This window comes from Agromyces sp. Marseille-P2726, assembly GCF_902809835.1.
In the GTDB taxonomy this organism is placed as follows: domain Bacteria; phylum Actinomycetota; class Actinomycetes; order Actinomycetales; family Microbacteriaceae; genus Agromyces.
Map to the genome: position 1 here is coordinate 809,142 of NZ_CADDWM010000015.1, position 15,824 is coordinate 824,965.

Annotated in this window: 14 protein-coding genes and 2 riboswitches; of the genes, 4 read left to right on the forward strand and 10 right to left on the reverse strand. The window is 68.9% G+C overall.

Features of this window, described 5'->3' with window-relative positions:
• Positions 1-97 precede the first annotated feature (97 nt).
• The 4 genes from HUS56_RS16420 to HUS56_RS16435 form a co-directional block, all read right to left on the reverse strand.
• Positions 98-1,870 carry an ABC transporter ATP-binding protein gene (locus tag HUS56_RS16420; protein ID WP_173924451.1) on the reverse strand — a complete coding sequence of 591 codons (1,773 nt, stop codon included), beginning with the start codon at positions 1,868-1,870 and terminating at the stop codon, positions 98-100.
• A complete protein-coding gene (locus HUS56_RS16425; protein ID WP_173924452.1) occupies positions 1,867-2,826 on the reverse strand; it encodes an ABC transporter permease in 960 nt (319 codons plus the stop codon). The genes HUS56_RS16420 and HUS56_RS16425 overlap by 4 nt, the downstream gene beginning before the upstream one ends.
• The gene (locus HUS56_RS16430; RefSeq protein ID WP_173924453.1) at positions 2,816-3,745 is read right to left on the reverse strand and encodes an ABC transporter permease; all 930 of its coding nucleotides are present in this window, start codon (positions 3,743-3,745) and stop codon (positions 2,816-2,818) included. The genes HUS56_RS16425 and HUS56_RS16430 overlap by 11 nt, the downstream gene beginning before the upstream one ends.
• A 185-nt stretch (positions 3,746-3,930) precedes the next feature.
• Positions 3,931-5,553, reverse strand: coding sequence for an ABC transporter substrate-binding protein (locus HUS56_RS16435; protein WP_173924454.1), 1,623 nt, complete (start codon positions 5,551-5,553; stop codon positions 3,931-3,933).
• Positions 5,554-5,759: 206 nt separating this feature from the next.
• On the opposite strand from HUS56_RS16435, the gene HUS56_RS16440 reads away from it, so the two are divergent.
• On the forward strand, positions 5,760-6,524 hold the full coding sequence (locus HUS56_RS16440) for a CPBP family intramembrane glutamic endopeptidase (protein WP_173924455.1): 765 nt from the start codon (positions 5,760-5,762) through the stop codon (positions 6,522-6,524).
• Here the strand turns inward: HUS56_RS16440 and HUS56_RS16445 are convergent.
• Positions 6,470-6,925, reverse strand: coding sequence for a hypothetical protein (locus tag HUS56_RS16445; protein WP_173924456.1), 456 nt, complete (start codon positions 6,923-6,925; stop codon positions 6,470-6,472). The two genes, HUS56_RS16440 and HUS56_RS16445, sit on opposite strands and share 55 nt — an antisense overlap.
• A 141-nt stretch (positions 6,926-7,066) precedes the next feature.
• Between HUS56_RS16445 and HUS56_RS16450 the strand changes: the two genes are divergently transcribed.
• Positions 7,067-7,261 carry a hypothetical protein gene (locus HUS56_RS16450; protein ID WP_173924457.1) on the forward strand — a complete coding sequence of 65 codons (195 nt, stop codon included), beginning with the start codon at positions 7,067-7,069 and terminating at the stop codon, positions 7,259-7,261.
• A 5-nt stretch (positions 7,262-7,266) separates the two neighbouring features.
• Here HUS56_RS16450 and HUS56_RS16455 read toward each other — a convergent pair whose 3' ends face one another.
• From HUS56_RS16455 to gcvT, 5 genes are all read right to left on the reverse strand, one after another.
• A complete protein-coding gene (locus HUS56_RS16455) occupies positions 7,267-7,968 on the reverse strand; it encodes an anti-sigma factor (RefSeq protein ID WP_173924458.1) in 702 nt (233 codons plus the stop codon).
• The gene (locus HUS56_RS16460; protein ID WP_173924459.1) at positions 7,965-8,471 is read right to left on the reverse strand and encodes a sigma-70 family RNA polymerase sigma factor; all 507 of its coding nucleotides are present in this window, start codon (positions 8,469-8,471) and stop codon (positions 7,965-7,967) included. Before HUS56_RS16460 ends, HUS56_RS16455 begins: the two co-directional genes overlap by 4 nt.
• A 174-nt stretch (positions 8,472-8,645) precedes the next feature.
• On the reverse strand, positions 8,646-11,546 hold the full coding sequence (gene gcvP, locus HUS56_RS16465) for an aminomethyl-transferring glycine dehydrogenase (protein ID WP_173924460.1): 2,901 nt from the start codon (positions 11,544-11,546) through the stop codon (positions 8,646-8,648).
• A gap of 14 nt (positions 11,547-11,560) precedes the next feature.
• Positions 11,561-11,932 carry a glycine cleavage system protein GcvH gene (gene gcvH / locus HUS56_RS16470; protein WP_173924461.1) on the reverse strand — a complete coding sequence of 124 codons (372 nt, stop codon included), beginning with the start codon at positions 11,930-11,932 and terminating at the stop codon, positions 11,561-11,563.
• A 14-nt stretch (positions 11,933-11,946) separates the two neighbouring features.
• Positions 11,947-13,137 (reverse strand): glycine cleavage system aminomethyltransferase GcvT, encoded by a 1,191-nt coding sequence (gcvT, locus tag HUS56_RS16475; RefSeq protein ID WP_173924462.1) that lies wholly within the window; start codon positions 13,135-13,137, stop codon positions 11,947-11,949.
• Positions 13,138-13,194: 57 nt separating this feature from the next.
• Positions 13,195-13,291: riboswitch (glycine riboswitch) on the reverse strand.
• A gap of 60 nt (positions 13,292-13,351) precedes the next feature.
• Positions 13,352-13,469: riboswitch (glycine riboswitch) on the reverse strand.
• A gap of 238 nt (positions 13,470-13,707) precedes the next feature.
• Here gcvT and HUS56_RS16480 point away from each other — a divergent pair.
• On the forward strand, positions 13,708-14,409 hold the full coding sequence (locus tag HUS56_RS16480) for an NUDIX domain-containing protein (RefSeq protein ID WP_173924463.1): 702 nt from the start codon (positions 13,708-13,710) through the stop codon (positions 14,407-14,409).
• Positions 14,406-15,824, forward strand: a complete 1,419-nt coding sequence (gene nadA, locus HUS56_RS16485) for a quinolinate synthase NadA (RefSeq protein ID WP_173924464.1) — start codon at positions 14,406-14,408, stop codon at positions 15,822-15,824. The genes HUS56_RS16480 and nadA overlap by 4 nt, the downstream gene beginning before the upstream one ends.

A 15,824-nucleotide genomic window follows, 5' to 3' on the forward strand; every position in this document is an offset into this window, starting at 1 on the left:
ACGGTACGCGCTTTGTTCAGCCTAGCGTGCCTTGCCGAACGAACGCCGAACGCCCGGCATCCGAATGGACGGAACCGGGCGTTCGGAGTGGATGACGCTACGCGCCGAGCTCGATGTTCGCCCCGGGGATCGCCGCGAGCAGGTCGCGGGTGTACTGCTCCTTGGGGTTGTCGAACACCTCGTCGGTGGTCGCGGCCTCGACGATCCGTCCGCGCTGCATCACGCATACGTTGTCGGCGATGACCCGCACGACGGCCAGGTCGTGCGTGATGAACAGGTAGGTCAGGCCGAGTTCCGCCTGGAGGTCGGCGAGCAGTCGCAGGATCTGCGCCTGCACCAGCACGTCGAGAGCCGAGACGGCCTCGTCGAGCACGACGATCTCGGGCTTCAGTGCCAGCGCACGGGCGATGGCGATGCGCTGTCGCTGACCGCCCGACAACTCGTTCGGGTACCGGCCCGCCAGGGAGCGGGGCAGCGAGACCTGGTCGAGCAGCTCGAACACCCGCTCACGTCGCGACGCCTTGGTGCCGTACTTGTGGGTGAACAGCGGCTCGGCGATGGTGTTGCCGATGTTGCGCAGGGGGTTCAACGACCCGTACGGGTCCTGGAAGACGGGCTGCATCCGGCTGCGGAGGCGGAACAGCTCCTTGCCGCTCGTGGACGCGAGATCCTGGCCGCCCACGACGATCCGGCCGCTGGTCGCGTCCTCCAGCTTGAGCAGCATCTTGGCCACCGTCGACTTGCCCGAGCCCGACTCGCCGACGAGGGCGGTCGTGGTCCCCTTGGCGATCTCGAACGAGACGTCGTCGACCGCCGTGAACTCACCTGAGCCGCGGATCTTGAAGACCTTGGTCAGGTTCTCGACCACGATCGCCGGTGGAGCGGAGGCGGCTGCCTCGACGGCTTCGGCGTGCGCCTCGGCCGTGGCGATAAGGTCGATCTCGTCGCCGGCTGCGTGGGCGGCATCGCCCTGCATGGAGGTCTCTGCGGCGGCGATGCTGCCGACCGACTGGATTCGCCGCGAAGCAAGGCTGGGCGCGGCGGCCACGAGCCGCTGCGTGTACGGGTGCTGCGGATTCTGCAGGATCTCGATCGAGGGACCCGACTCCACGATCTTGCCCTTGTACATCACCACGAGCTGCTCCGCACGCTCGGCGGCGAGCCCGAGATCGTGGGTGATGAACAGCAGCGTCGTGCCGAGCTCGCGGGTGAGGGACTCGAGGTGGTCGAGGATCACGCGCTGCACGGTCACGTCGAGGGCGGACGTAGGTTCGTCGGCGATCAGGAGTTGCGGATCGGCCGCCAGCCCCATGCCGATGAGGACGCGCTGGCGCATGCCGCCCGAGAACTGATGCGGGAACTGCTTCAGGCGTCGGTCGGCATCCTGCAGCCCGGCCTGCTTGAGCACATCGATCGCGCGCTTCTTGATCTCCTTCCGGCCCGTCGCGATGCCGTTGGCCTTGATCGCTTCCTCGACCTGGAAGCCGATCGACCACACCGGATTGAGGTTCGACATCGGGTCCTGGGGAACGAAACCGATCTTGCGACCGCGGATCGACTGCATCTCCTGCTCCGAGGACTGCGCCAGATCCTGGCCATCGAGGAGGATCTGGCCACCCGCGATGTGCCCGGTGCCGGGAAGGAGGTTGATGATCGCGTGCGCCGTCGTCGACTTGCCCGACCCCGACTCGCCTACGATCGCGAGGCTCTGCCCGCGGTACAGCGTGAGGTTCACGCCGTCGACGGCGTTCAGCACCCCGTCTTGAGTGTTGAATCCGACGCGGAGATCCTTGATCTCGAGCAGCGGACGCTCGCCGACGTCGGTCGCCGTTCGCGACTCCACGTCGCTCCGGTTCACGGTCTCGCTCATCGCTGTGCCCTCGCCTTCGGGTCGAGAGCATCGCGGAGGGCTTCGCCGAGCATGATGAAGCTCAGCACCGTGATGGAGAGTGCGATCGAAGGCAGGATGAGCACCTGCGGCGCCGTGCGCAGGTCGGTCTGCGCCTGGCTGATGTCATTGCCCCACGACATGGTGTCCGAGGGGAGGCCGACGCCGAGGAACGAGAGTGTCGCTTCGGCAACGATCGCCGACGCGAGCGAGAGCGTCGTGATGACGATGACCGGTGCGATCGAGTTGGGGAGTACGTGCCGCAGGAGGATCCGGAACCGTGAGACGCCGAGGGCGGTGGCCGCCATGACGAAGTCGGAGTTCTTCACCCTGAGGATCTCGGCTCTCAGCACACGCGCGGTGGCCGGCCAGGCGAAGAGGCCGATCGCAAGCGAGATCACCCACACGTTCGCGTACCGCGACAGCACCGACATGACGACCACGGCGGCGAGGATGTAGGGGATGGAGAAGAAGATGTCGCCGATCCGCGAGAGGACCGAGTCGATCCATCCGCCGTAGAAGCCCGAGAAGGCTCCGAACACGATGCCGAGGAAGGCCACGAGGAAGGTCACGATGAGACCGACCGAGAGCGACGTGGATGCACCGTGAACGATGCGCGAATAGATGTCGCAGCCCTGCTTGGTGAACCCGAGCGGGTGCCCCTCGGTCGGGGCGCCGTTGCTGTTGGCGAGTTGGCAGTCGTTGTTCGGGGGCACCTGGGTGAACCAGGTCGGGAACAGAGCGACGATGACGACGATCAGGATGAGCGCAAGCGAGATCCAGAACATCGGCCGCCGGCGGACGTCGGCCCAGGCATCGGTCCAGAGGTTGGAGGGCTTGCCTTCGGTCTTGACGGAATCGACCGCGAGGAGGGGCGTCTCGTCGACCGGCGCCACGTAGTGCTGCTGGTTCGGTCTGGTGCGGGCGTTACTTGGCATAGCGGATCCTCGGGTCGAGAACGGCATAGAACAGATCGATCAGCAGGTTCACCACGAGATAGATCAGCACCATGACAGTGACGAAGGCGACGACGGTGGGGTTCTCCCCCCGGATGATCGCCTGGTAGACGGTACGGCCGACGCCCGGCACATTGAAGATTCCCTCGGTGACGACCGCGCCGACCATGAGCGTGCCGAAGTCGACGGCCAGGTAGGTGACGACCGGAATGAGTGAGTTTCGGAGGATGTGGACCGGGACGATTCGTTTGCGGGAAAGGCCCTTGCTCGCGGCAGTGCGAACGAAGTCGAGGCCGCTCGTCTCGATGACCGACGCCCTCGTCAGTCGGACGATCATGGCGAAGCTGCCGGTTGCCAGCACCAGAGCCGGAAGTATCAAGTCTTGTGTCGGGGCTCCGGTGCCGACCGTGGTGCGGAACCATCCGAGTTGGATTCCGAAGATGAGCTGCGCCACGAAGCCCACGACGAAGATCGGAACCGAGATGAGGATGAGACTCACCACGAGTGCGCTCGCGTCGAAGATACCGCCCTTGCGGAGCCCGGAGACGAGGCCGACGGAGACGCCGGCGACCATCAGGAAGAACACCGAGAGGGCCGCGAGGCGAAGGGTCACCGGGAACGTCTGCGCGAGGATCTCCGTGACGGGCTGACCCGAGAACGAGGTGCCGAGGTCGCCTCGGAAGATGCCGCCGAGGAAGTAGAGATACTGGACGATGAACGGCTGATCGAGATGATATCTCTCGCGCAACTGCTCGACCACCGCTGGCGGTGGGGTCTTCTCGCCGAAGAGCGCGATGATCGGGTCGCCCGGCATGGCGAAGACCATGAAGTAGATCAGGAACGTGGTGCCGAGCAGGACCGGGATCACCTGCAGTACTCGGCGCACGATATAGCCGGCCATGTATCAGGCCTCGCTGTTCGTGGATATTGACATGCTGAAGAAACCTCACCGTGTGGGAGTTCGTCTCCACGATGCTACGCCGATCGGGCGAGCACCGGGTGATTACGTGGAGTGGGGCGGCAGCCGATCGGCTGCCGCCCCACGGGCGGCTCAGAGTCTAACCCCGAGTCGCTCTGGAACGAGAATTACTCGCTCTTGGTGATCTGGTAGTAGAGCGGAACGGTGTTCCAGCCGAACTCCACATTGTCGACCTGCTCGCCCCACGCGCCAGCGGTGTTGGTGTACCACAGCGGGATGGCGGGGAGGTCCTGGAAGAGGATCTCCTGGGCCTGCTGGAACTTCTCGATACCCGCTTCGACCTCGGTCGCCGCGAGGCCTTCGCTGATCAGCGCGTCGAACTCGGGGTTCGAGTAGTCGCCGTCGTTCGAGCCGGCACCAGTGCCGTACAGCGGTCCGAGCGCGTTGACCATCGACGGGTAGTCGAACTGCCATCCGGTACGGAACGGCGTCTGGATCGAACGGTCGGTGACGGAGGTACGCAGCTCGGCGAACGTCGGGACCGGGGCGCCCGAGGCGTCGATGCCGAGGTTGTTCTTCAGCTGGTTCGCCACCGCGTCCACCCAGCCCTGGTTCGGGCCGTCGGAGTTGTAGGCGAGCTGGAACGAGCCGCTCCACGGGCTGATCGCGTCAGCCTGCGCCCACAGCTCCTTCGCGAGGTCGACGTCGAATTCCAGGACCTCGGAGCCGGGGATGTCCTCGGAGTAGCCGTCGATGACCGGCGACGTGAAGTCCTTCGCCGGGGTGCGCGTGCCGCTGTAGATCACCTCGGTGATCTCGGCGCGGTCGATCGCGTGCGAGATCGCGGCGCGGCGGAGCTTGCCCTCCTCGCCGGCGAAGTGCGGCAGGCGCTCGGGGAGGGTGATCGTGGCGTTCGCCGCTCCGGGCTCGTTCACCGACCGACCCTCGAACTCCGACTCGAACGTGCCGAGCGCGCTCTCGGGGATGTCCTGCAGCACGTCGACGTTTCCGCCCTGGAGGTCGGCATACGCGGCGTCCACATTGGCGTAGAGGATGACGTCGAGCCCACCGTTCTGCGGGGTGCGCGGGCCATCGTAGTCGGGGTTCACGACGAGGTCGATGCGCTCGTTGTGCTTCCAGGCGCCTTCGCCGTCGAGCATGTACGGGCCGTTGCCGATCGGGTTCTCACCGAAGGCGTCGATGTCTTCCCACGCCGCTTCGGGCAGGGGGACGAAGGCCGAGTAGCCGAGGCGCAACGGGAAGTCGGACTCGGGCTGCTTCAGCTTCACCTCGAACGTCAGGTCGTCGATCACCGTGAGACCCGACATCTCCTCGACGTTCTCGTCGTAGCTGAAGCCCTCGATCGACTCGAAGAAGTAGCTCGAGAGCTGCGCGTTGTCGAGGGCGGCGCCGTAGTTCCACGCCTTGACGAACGAATCGGCAGTGACCGGCTCGTCGTTGGTGAACTTCAGGCCCTCGCGGATCTTGATGGTGTAGGTCTGGGAGTCATCGGTCTCGATGGACTCGGCGACATCGTTGTGCGCTGCACCCTGGGCGTCGTAGTACACCAGGCCCGCGAAGATGTTGTCGATGATGAGACCGCCGCCGACCTCATTCGTATTGGTGGGGATCAGCGGGTTCTGCGGCTCGGTGCTGTTGGTCGAGACGATCGCAGCGGAGCTGCCGGCCTCGCCGGTGGACCCAGATCCGCCGCTGGTGCAGCCGGAGAGCGCGAGCGCTCCCGCAGCCGCAAGAGCAATGGCGGGCAGGCCAAATCTCTTGATCTTCAATGTTCCTCCTGGTGAGTGTGCGTCGACAGCACGACTTCTGGCCGCGCTGGATCGCTGGTAGATCGAGACTAAGGAGCGGTCTTCGGGGAAGCAAACCGAACGCCAAACCGTTATCGAGGTGCAACGTGACGAAGGCACACGAGGGGGAACCGCTCTCTCACCGCGCACGATTCTTGCGTCGCGATCCCGCGTGCGAGGATGACCGCATGCCGCCTGCACGACGACTGCGACTCGAGATCGTGATCGTGCTCGGACTCTCGCTCGGGGCGTCGGCCGTGTACTCGATCGTCTCGCTCGTCGCGAAGCTCACCGAGGAACGCGCGCTGGGCGACCAGACGGTGGCGCTGAACCCGTCGCGCTCGAGCCGGGAGTGGCTCGACTTCACCTATCAGTTCCTCGACGTGTTCTTCGGGCTGTTCGCGGTCGCACTCGCGCTGTACCTGCTGTGGCAACCGGGAGTCAGCCCGTTCCGGCGGATCGGGTTCGACTTCACGAGACCGGGTCGCGACACGGCATCCGGCCTGCTGCTCGTCGCGGTGATCGGGGTGCCGGGGATCGCGCTCTACGCGATCGGGCGGGCGCTCGGCATCACGGTCGCCGTGCAGACCTCACCGGCCGACTGGTTCTGGTGGACGGTGCCGATCCTCGTGCTGCGCGCCCTCGAGGCCGCCCTCACCGAGGAGATCATCGTGGTCGGCTACCTGTTCACGCGCTTCCGCGAACTCGGCGTCGGCCCGTGGGCGACGATCGTCTCGAGCGCGCTGCTGCGGGGCACGTACCACCTCTATCAGGGGTTCGGCCCGTTCCTCGGCAACGCACTGATGGGCGTGCTGTTCGGCTGGTTCTACCAGCGCTGGGGTCGCACGATGCCGCTCGTCATCGCGCACTGGATCCTCGACGTCGTGTCGTTCGTCGGCTACCCGCTCGCCGTCGGCTGGTGGCCCGAGCTCTTCGCGCCGCCCGCCGACTGAGGCAGGCGCTCGGCCGGCGGCGGCGGTGACGGATGCCGCGTCCGCGGCGTCTGCGGAACGTGCTCGCTCCGAGCCAGGGCGACGACCGTCGACGGCATCGGCGGCAGCGCCTCCTCGGGCGGCTCCACCCGGAGGTCGGAGTCGGACCCTCGCACCCTGGCCAGCTCGTGCCAGGTGCGGCGGCTCGGCGTGCACACCGCGGAGAGTCCCTCGCCGAACATACCCCCGTACGAGAAGTCGGAGATCGACTGCGCCCGTCGGAGAGCTGACGCGGTGCCGGGGTCCCGCCGCTCGAGGATTCCGGCGCGCTGCTCGAGGCTCAGCCCGGCCCCGGCCAGTACGGACGTTCCGATGAGGAGCCCGACGAATGCGGCGCTCGCGAGTACTGCGATGAGATCCACGATGATGCGCCCCCAATACGAGAGAACCTCAGTGTACTCCCGGGGCCGTTGATCGGGAGGGCACGGATCCGCCGCGTCGCGATCGCCTCGACCATGGAACGGTCGCGGCCGATGCGGCCGCTCCGGAAGAGGACGAACATCATGACCATCGCACACGCCATCGCCGCCGCGGGCCTCGCGGCACTCGCGACCGACCGGCTCTCCAGCACGACCGAGGCCGAGGTCCGCGAAGCCGAGCGGCGCGTCATCGAGCGCCGATCGGCCGCCGCGGCATCCGACCGCCGCACCTACCCCGAGCGCGGCCGCCCCGCCGCAGCGCGTCCGGCGCGCGCCTGACGCCGCTACTCCGCCGCGACGCCGCGAAGCAGCACGTCACCCGTCGCCACCGCGCGGATCTCGAGCGACGCGATCTCGTCCACGCCCAGCGCGCTTCCGGCCTCGAGCCGCGCCGTCGCGCCGGGTGCCGCGCGCCAGCTCGAGACCTCGGTGCTCCGGCCGTCGCTGTCGACGACGACGAGCGCGTACGGCCAGCCCGATCGGGGCCCCTCGTCCCCGGGATCCGCCTGGTAGGTGCAATCGAGCTGGATGCGGGTGCCCCACTCGACGGGCGTGAGCACCGCGGTCGCCGTCACGGGAGCGTCGACGACGGCCTCGAACGCGACCGACTGGCGATCCGCAGCCGGACGGGAGAGTGCCAACGGCACGGCCACGGCGGCGATCACGACGAGCGCGGCCGCGGCGAGCAGCGCCACTCTGGTGCGGGAACGACGGACGCTGCGGCGACGCGCCTCGCGACGCACGGCGTCGAGCAGCTCGGGGCGGGGCGAGGGCATCTCGTCGGCGCCCTCGTCGAGGAGCGCCTCGGCGCGATCGGTGTCGAGACGGGCCAGGAGACCGGGCATCGGCGTGAGCTCGGCCACCGAGCGGCGGCAGGCGTCGCACATCTCCACGTGCTCCTCGTACTCGCGGCGCTCGGTGGGCGAGAGCGCGCCGAGCACGTAGGCGGAGTCCCAATCGGCGTAGCGCGAGTGATCCGGGTTCATCGCGTCACCCCTTTCTCCTGCAGTGCGAGACGCAACGATCGCAGCCCATAGTGCAGCCGGGACTTGACCGTGCCGTCGGGGATGCCGAGCCGCCGCGCAACCTCGGCGATGCTGCATCCGCCGTAGTACGCGTGCACGATCACCGCGCGGTGCTCGTAGTCCAGCGCGGCGAGCGCCTCCTCGACGAGCAGGCTCTCGAAGAGCGCATCCGTGCCGTCGGCGATTCCGGCATCGGGCAGGTCGGCGACCCCGAACTCAGGGCGTCGTCGTGCGCTTCGCGCCTCGTCGATCACGAGGTTCCGGGCCACCGTGAACATCCAGGACCGGGTCGACTCGGGCTCCTGGGCGAGGATGCGCGGGCTCCGCCATGCCCGCAGGAGGGTCTCCTGCACGATGTCGTCGGCGCCCGCCGGATCACCCGTGAGGTGCACGACGTAGCGCCACACCGACCTCCCGTGCGCGTCGAAGAGCGCGACGAGTCGACTGTCGTCCTCGGGCGGCATCCGTCACCTCCTGTGGTGACAACGAGACGGGGCGCCTCGCGGTTCACCGCACTCTAACGCCGCGCGCTGGCGCCGACGCCGGCTGCACAACCTGCCGGACACGCTTCGCGGCGCGTTGCGCCGCGACCTTCTCCTGCCACCGCCTTCGCCTGCCGGCGCGGCGGAACCCTCCACTTACGCGAAGGCTTCCACCGGCGGGCAGGCGCACACGAGGTTGCGGTCGCCGTACGCCTGGTCGATGCGTCGCACCGGCGCCCAGTACTTGTTGCGCACGAGCGAGCGCACCGGGTACGCGGCCTGCTCGCGGCTGTACGGGTGCGTCCACTCGCCCGCGATGAGCGACTCGGCCGTGTGCGGCGCGTTCCGCAGCGGGTTGTCGTCGGCCGGCCACTCGCCGCGGCCGACCGCGTCGGCCTCGGACTTGATCGCGATCATCGCCTCGATGAAGCGCTCGAGCTCGGCCAGGTCCTCCGACTCGGTCGGCTCGACCATGAGCGTTCCCGCGACCGGGAACGACATCGTCGGGGCGTGGAAGCCGTAGTCGATGAGGCGCTTGGCCACGTCGTCGACGGTGACGCCGGTCGCCGCGGTGAGCGGGCGCAGGTCGAGGATGCACTCGTGAGCGACGAGTCCGTCCTTCCCGGTGTACAGCACCGGGAAGTGGTCGCCCAGGCGGGCGGCGACGTAGTTGGCGGCGAGCACCGCAGCGGCGGCCGACTGCTTGAGCCCCTCCGAGCCCATCATGCGCACGTACGCCCACGAGATGGGCAGGATCGATGCGCTGCCGTACGGCGCGGCCGAGACGGGGCCGCCGTCGTGCGTCACGCCACCCGCGTGCTCGGTGCGCTGGGCCATCGGGTGCCCGGGCAGGAACGGCGCGGGGTGCGCCTTCGCCGCGACGGGCCCGATGCCGGGTCCGCCACCGCCGTGCGGGATGCAGAACGTCTTGTGCAGGTTGAGGTGCGAGACGTCGCCGCCGAAGTCGCCGAATCGGGCGTGCCCGAGCAGTGCGTTGAGGTTCGCGCCGTCGATGTAGACCTGGCCGCCTGCGTCGTGCACCGCCTGCGTGACCTGCTTCACCTCGTGCTCGTAGACGCCGTGGGTCGACGGATACGTGATCATGAGTGCGGCGATCCGGCCGGCGTGCGCAGCGATCTTCGCGCGCAGGTCGTCGAGGTCGACGTTGCCGAGGTCGTCGGTCGCCACGACGACGACGCGCAGTCCGGCGAGCACCGCCGATGCCGCGTTCGTGCCGTGCGCGCTCGAGGGGATGAGGCACACATCGCGCTCGTCGTCCCCGTTCGCGCGGTGGTAGCCGCGAATGGCGAGGAGCCCGGCGAGCTCGCCCTGGCTGCCCGCGTTCGGCTGCAGCGACACCGTGTCGTAGCCGGTGACCTCGGCCAGCCAGTTCTCGAGCTGCTCGATGAGCCCGAGCGTTCCGACGACGTCGGCCTCGGGCGCGAACGGATGCAGGTTCGCGAACTCGGGCCACGTGATGGACTGCATCTCGGTCGCTGCGTTGAGCTTCATCGTGCAGGAGCCGAGCGGGATCATTCCGCGGTCGAGCGCGTAGTCGCGGTCGGCGAGCAGCTTGAGGTATCGCATCATCTGCGTCTCGGACTGGTGGGTGTTGAACACCGGGTGCTCGAGGTACGACGACGTGCGGCGGAGGCCGGCGGGCAGGGTGGTGCTCGGCGGCACGAGCTGCCGGAGCGGTGCGAGATCCTCGGCGAGCGCCTCGAATCCGAACGACTCGACCACGCGCGAAAGCTCGTCGACGGTCGTCGTCTCGTCGACGGCGATGTGCACGGTGCGCTCGTCGGCCTCCCACAGGTACAGGCCGAGCTCGCGGGCCCGCGCCACCACCTCGCGAGCGCTTCCCGGCACCCGCACGCGGATCGTGTCGAAGTACGCGTCGTGCACGAGAGACAGCCCAGACCGCGTGAGGGCGTCGCCGAGCACCTTCGCCTTGGCGGCGGTCGACACGGCGATGTGACGGATGCCGCGGGGCCCGTGGTACACGGCGTACATCGACGCCATGACGGCGAGGAGCACCTGGGCGGTGCAGATGTTCGACGTCGCCCGCTCCCGGCGGATGTGCTGCTCGCGGGCCTGCAGGCTGAGCCGGTACGCGGGGTGGCCTGCGGCATCCTGCGACACGCCCACCAGGCGACCCGGCAGTTGGCGTTCGAGCCCCGCTCGCACCGCCATGAATCCGGCGTGCGGACCCCCGAATCCCATCGGGACGCCGAATCGCTGGGTGGTGCCGACGGCGACATCTGCGCCGAGCTCGCCGGGGCTCGTCAGCACCGCCGTCGCGAGCAGGTCGGCAGCGACGACCGCGAGCGCGCCCTGCTCCTTCGAGGCCGCGATGACGGATGCCGCGTTCCACACACGACCCGAAGCGCCCGGGTACTGCACGAGGATGCCGAAGTGCTCGCCGAGGGCCGCGACATCCGTGCCCTCCTCGAGGTCGACCACGACGAGCTCGATCCCGACCGCCGCGGCGCGCGAGCGCAGGAGCGCCAGGGTCTGCGGCAGCACGTCGGCATCGACGACGAAGCGGTTCGACGACGCCTTCGACGCGCGGCGCGCGAGGAGCATGCCCTCGACGACCGCCGTGCCCTCGTCGAGCATCGACGAGTTGGCGACGTCGAGGCCGGTGAGGTCGGCGACCACGGTCTGGAAGTTGATGAGCGCCTCGAGGCGCCCCTGCGAGATCTCGGGCTGGTACGGCGTGTAGGCCGTGTACCAGCTCGGGTTCTCGAGCACATTGCGCTGGATGACCGCCGGGGTGATCGTGCCCGAGTAGCCGAGTCCGATGAGCGAGGTCCTGACGCTGTTCTGCTGGGCCAGCCCGGCGAGCTCGGCGATCGCCTGCCGCTCGGTCGCGGCGGGCGGGATGACCGAGTCGATCACCTCCTCCATGCGGATCGCCGTCGGAACAGCCGCGGCCATGAGGTCGTCGAGCGACTCGTGGCCGACCTGGGTGAGCATGAGCGCGTGGTCGTCGGGGGTCGTGCCGATGTGTCGACGCCCGAACGCGTCGAGGTCGAAGGTGGAGCTCGAAGTCATCTGGGTCGGGGTCCTCACTCGGCGACGAGCGCGCGGTACTCGTCGTGGCTGAGCAGCTTCGGCAGCTCGCCCGCCGTGATCTTGATGAGCCAGCCTTCGCCGAACGGGTCGCTGTTCACGAGCTCGGGCGAGTCGATCACGGCCTGGTTCGATTCGACGATCTCGCCGTCGACGGGGGCGAACAGCTCGCCGACGGACTTGGTCGACTCGATCTCGCCGACGACGCTGCCCGAGGTGATCGCGGTGCCGGCCGCGGGCAGGTCGACGTAGACGACGTCGCCGAGCTTCTCGGCGGCGTAGTCGGTGATGCCGATGGTCACGGTGTCGCCGTCGACACGCAGCCACTCGTGCTCTTCGGTGTACTGGAGCGAAGCCTGGTCGGTCATGTGGGTCTCCTCGGTCAGTTGGTGCGCTGGTAGAACGGACGGGCGACGACGGATGCCGCGAGCCGCGTGCCCCGGACGTCGACGAAGAGCTCGCGGCCGAGCTCCGCCGCGTCGGGCGCGACGAACGCCATCGCGATGGGATGCCCGAGCGTCGGCGACAGCGCGCCGCTCGTGACGACACCGACGCGCGCGGCGTCCTCGCCGGGTCCGTCGTACACCTCGTAGTCGGCGCGCGGTGCGCGACGGCCCTCGCCTGCGAGGCCGACCAGCACCGGGGCATCCGCTGCCGGGCCCTGCTCGATGGCCTCGCGGCCGACGAAGTCACCCTCCTTCGAGAGGGCGACCACGCGCTCGAGTCCCGCCTGCACGGGGAGGATGTGGCGGCCGAGCTCGTGCCCGTAGAGCGGCATGCCGGCCTCGAGCCGGAGGGTGTCGCGGCTTGCGAGCCCGCACGGAACGACGCGTGGACCGCCGGTCTCGCGGAGCGCCTCCCAGATGCTCGCGGCACGCTCGGGCGCGACGTAGAGCTCGAAGCCGTCTTCACCGGTGTACCCGGTGCGCGCCACGAGCACGGGTGCGCCCTCGTACTCGGCGGCGAACGCACGATAGTACTTGACGTTCTCGAGCGCGGTGACGAAGTCCTCCTCATCGTTGCCCGGACCCTGGACGCCGAAGCCGGGCGTCTGCGAGAGCACCTCGCGCGCGTCTGGTCCCTGCAGGGCGATGAGCGCGATGTCGTCGCTCTCGTCGAACACCTCGGTGTCGAACGGCGAGGTGCGGTCGCGGAGCTCCTCGGCGACCACCTCGCGGTTGGCCGCGTTCGCGACCACCATGAATCGGTCTGCACCGGTGCGGTACACGACCACGTCGTCGATGACGCCGCCGTCGCGGTCGAGCAGGAGCGAGTACTTCGCCTGTCCCTCGTCGATCGCCGAGAGCTTGCCGGCGAGCGCGTAGTCGAGTGCGAGCGCGGCCTCGGGCCCCACGACGACGATCTCGCCCATGTGCGAGAGGTCGAAGAGCCCCGCATGCGTGCGCACGGCGTGGTGCTCGGCGAGGTCGCTCGAGTAGCGCACGGGCATCTGCCACCCGGCGAAGTCGGTGAACGAGGCGCCGGCCTCGCGATGCACGGCGTCGAGCGGGCTGCGCCGTTCGGTGGCGGCGGATGCCTCGGGGCTGGTGGTGGTACCGGGTTGCTGAGTCACGAGTTCTCCAGACTTGCCGGCGTCTGACCGGCATATCGCACGGCTCGGCCGTGTGGGAACTCCCCCTCTGTCATGGGCCTGAGAGTTTCACGCGACGTGACGCGCTTTCACCATCGGCGACTCCGGCATCGCGCGGAGTTCTCGATGCGCGTCGTCGCTGACGTCGCCCTTCGAGCTGCTCCGCACTCCGCTCGGGAGCACTTTTCAGAGCGGCCTCGTCATCGCGGTGTGTGTGACCTGAGAGATTGGCGGGGAGGCTTGCTCCTTCGGTGCGGGCAGTGCTGTCGGAGTGGTGTGCCCCCACAGCCTGCCGGCTCTCCCGCGATGCGTCGATGGCCCGGTATGCGGTTGTACGGCTGATCCTAGCAGCGGCGCGCACCGGGCGCGGACCGCGTCTGCCCCAGGGTTCACGGCGCCCACGATCCCCGGCATCATCGCCGCAGGCGATTCCCGGCCCGGCCGCCCTCTGCTTCCGCCGGAGGACCAGGGTGGTGTTCTGGTCAGGATGACTGTAAGCTGCACTCAGCCTGAGTTCGAGTCATCTCGACCAGAAGTAGATCGGAGGTCACGATGCCGCAGGATGCTGCAGCCGTCCGCCTCGCGGTCTCCACCGTGATCTTCGCCCTTCGGCCCGACCACACGGGCCAGCCAGTGCTCTGGACGCCGCTGGTTCGCCGCACGCGCGAACCGCAGCGCGGGCTGTGGGCACTCCCGGGCGGGTGGCTGCCGCCGAACGAGGAGCTCGAGGCCGCAGCGGCCCGTACGCTGCGCTCGACGACGGGCCTCACCCCCAAGTACCTCGAGCAGCTCTACACGTTCGGCGACGTCGACCGCTCCCCTGGTGCACGAGTCGTCTCGGTCGTCTACTGGGCCCTCGTCCAGAGCGATGAGGCGGCGCAAGCGACGGCCGGCCCGAATGTGCGCTGGGTGCCCGCCGACACCATGCCCCGGCTGGCCTTCGACCACAACGCGATCGTCGAGTACGCCCTGTGGCGCCTGCGCACCAAGGTCGAGTACGCCGAGATCGCGCACGCGTTCCTCGGTCCCACGTTCACGCTCGCCGAACTCCGCGAGGTGTACGAGGCGGTGCTGCGACGCCGCCTCGACCCGGCGAACTTCCGACGCACCATGATCGCCTCCGGGCGGCTCGCCGAGACGGGCGAGCGCGTCGCGGGGGCCCCGCATCGACCCCCGAAGCTCTACCGCTACGAGACCCCGTCCGAAGGCGCGGGATCTCGCGAACCGTTCATGGGAGAGAGGCCCGCATCATGAATCCCACCCTCGAGAAGGCCCGCGTCGCGGCATCCGTCGACCGCACCATTCGGCGCATCACGACCGGCGCGGCATCGGGCGAGACGTGCACCCCCGACCTGGCGAAGGGCCCGTGGGAGTTCGACGGCGGTCCCGCGGGCTACGGGCCCGGGTCGTCGATGGGCGATGTGATCCCGGTCGGTGCCCCGCGACAGGGCACCCTGCCCGAGACGTACCGCACCGCCTCCGACGAGGAGCTTCGCGAGCGCATCCGCGCCGCCAAGGCGACCCTTGGAGACCGGGTCGTGGTGCTCGGGCACTTCTACCAGCGCGATGAGGTGATCGAGCACGCCGACTTCACCGGCGACTCCTTCCAGCTCGCCAACGCCGCCATGTCCCGGCCCGAAGCCGAGGCCATCGTCTTCTGCGGCGTGCACTTCATGGCCGAGACCGCCGACCTCCTCTCGGGGGCCGATCAGGCCGTGATCCTGCCCAACCTCGCCGCGGGATGCTCGATGGCCGACATGGCCGACGAGTCGAGCGTCGAGGAGTGCTGGGAGCAGCTCGAGGAGGTCTATGGCGACCTGACGGCCCGTGACGCCGAGGGCCGCGTTCCGGTCATCCCGGTCACGTACATGAACTCGTCAGCGGCGCTGAAGGGCTTCGTCGGACGCCACGGGGGCATCGTGTGCACCTCCTCGAACGCCCGCACGGTGCTCGAGTGGGCGTTCGAGCGCGGGCAGCGCGTGCTGTTCTTCCCAGACCAGCACCTCGGCCGCAACACGGCGAAGGCCATGGGGGTCCCGCTCGAGCGGATGCCGATGTGGAACCCGCGCCGGCCGCTCGGCGGCAACTCGGCCCGCGAGCTCGCCGACGCCCGCGTCATCCTGTGGCACGGCTTCTGCTCGGTGCACCGACGGTTCACCGTCGACCAGATCGCCGCCGCTCGCGAGGCGCACCCCGACGTGCGAGTCATCGTGCACCCCGAGTGCCCGATGCCGGTCGTGGATGCGGCGGATGCCTCCGGCTCGACGGACTTCATCGTGAAGCAGATCGAGGCGGCCCCCGCCGGCTCGACCTTCGCGATCGGCACCGAGATCAACCTCGTGCAGCGGCTCGCTGCGGAGCATCCCGAGCACGCGATCTTCTGCCTGGACCCGGTCGTCTGCCCGTGCTCGACGATGTACCGCATCCACCCGGGCTACCTGGCGTGGGTGCTCGAGGAGCTGGTCGCAGGCCGGGTCGTGAACCGCATCACGGTGCCCGACGCGGTCGCCGATCCCGCCCGGCTCGCGCTCGAGCGGATGCTCGCGGCGAAGCCGCCCGCCGCTCCTTCCGGTGGTCGAGGAGCGACGCCGCCCGCCGCTCCTTCCGGTGGTCGAGGAGCGCCGCCGCAGGCGACGCGTCTCGAGACCTCGGTTCCGGCCGGGGCCTGA

What these genes read in the sequence shown, in the direction of transcription:
- HUS56_RS16460 (WP_173924459.1), bottom strand. Translation starts at nt 8,471, where the DNA reads ATGCCGCCCGAGGACGACAGTCGACTCGTCGCGCTCTTCGACGCGCAC.
- gcvH (WP_173924461.1), bottom strand. Translation starts at nt 11,932, where the DNA reads ATGACCGACCAGGCTTCGCTCCAGTACACCGAAGAGCACGAGTGGCTG.
- HUS56_RS16425 (WP_173924452.1), bottom strand. Translation starts at nt 2,826, where the DNA reads ATGCCAAGTAACGCCCGCACCAGACCGAACCAGCAGCACTACGTGGCG.
- HUS56_RS16430 (WP_173924453.1), bottom strand. Translation starts at nt 3,745, where the DNA reads ATGGCCGGCTATATCGTGCGCCGAGTACTGCAGGTGATCCCGGTCCTG.
- HUS56_RS16440 (WP_173924455.1), top strand. Translation starts at nt 5,760, where the DNA reads ATGCCGCCTGCACGACGACTGCGACTCGAGATCGTGATCGTGCTCGGA.
- HUS56_RS16450 (WP_173924457.1), top strand. Translation starts at nt 7,067, where the DNA reads ATGACCATCGCACACGCCATCGCCGCCGCGGGCCTCGCGGCACTCGCG.
- gcvP (WP_173924460.1), bottom strand. Translation starts at nt 11,546, where the DNA reads ATGACTTCGAGCTCCACCTTCGACCTCGACGCGTTCGGGCGTCGACAC.
- HUS56_RS16455 (WP_173924458.1), bottom strand. Translation starts at nt 7,968, where the DNA reads ATGAACCCGGATCACTCGCGCTACGCCGATTGGGACTCCGCCTACGTG.
- HUS56_RS16480 (WP_173924463.1), top strand. Translation starts at nt 13,708, where the DNA reads ATGCCGCAGGATGCTGCAGCCGTCCGCCTCGCGGTCTCCACCGTGATC.
- HUS56_RS16420 (WP_173924451.1), bottom strand. Translation starts at nt 1,870, where the DNA reads ATGAGCGAGACCGTGAACCGGAGCGACGTGGAGTCGCGAACGGCGACC.
- nadA (WP_173924464.1), top strand. Translation starts at nt 14,406, where the DNA reads ATGAATCCCACCCTCGAGAAGGCCCGCGTCGCGGCATCCGTCGACCGC.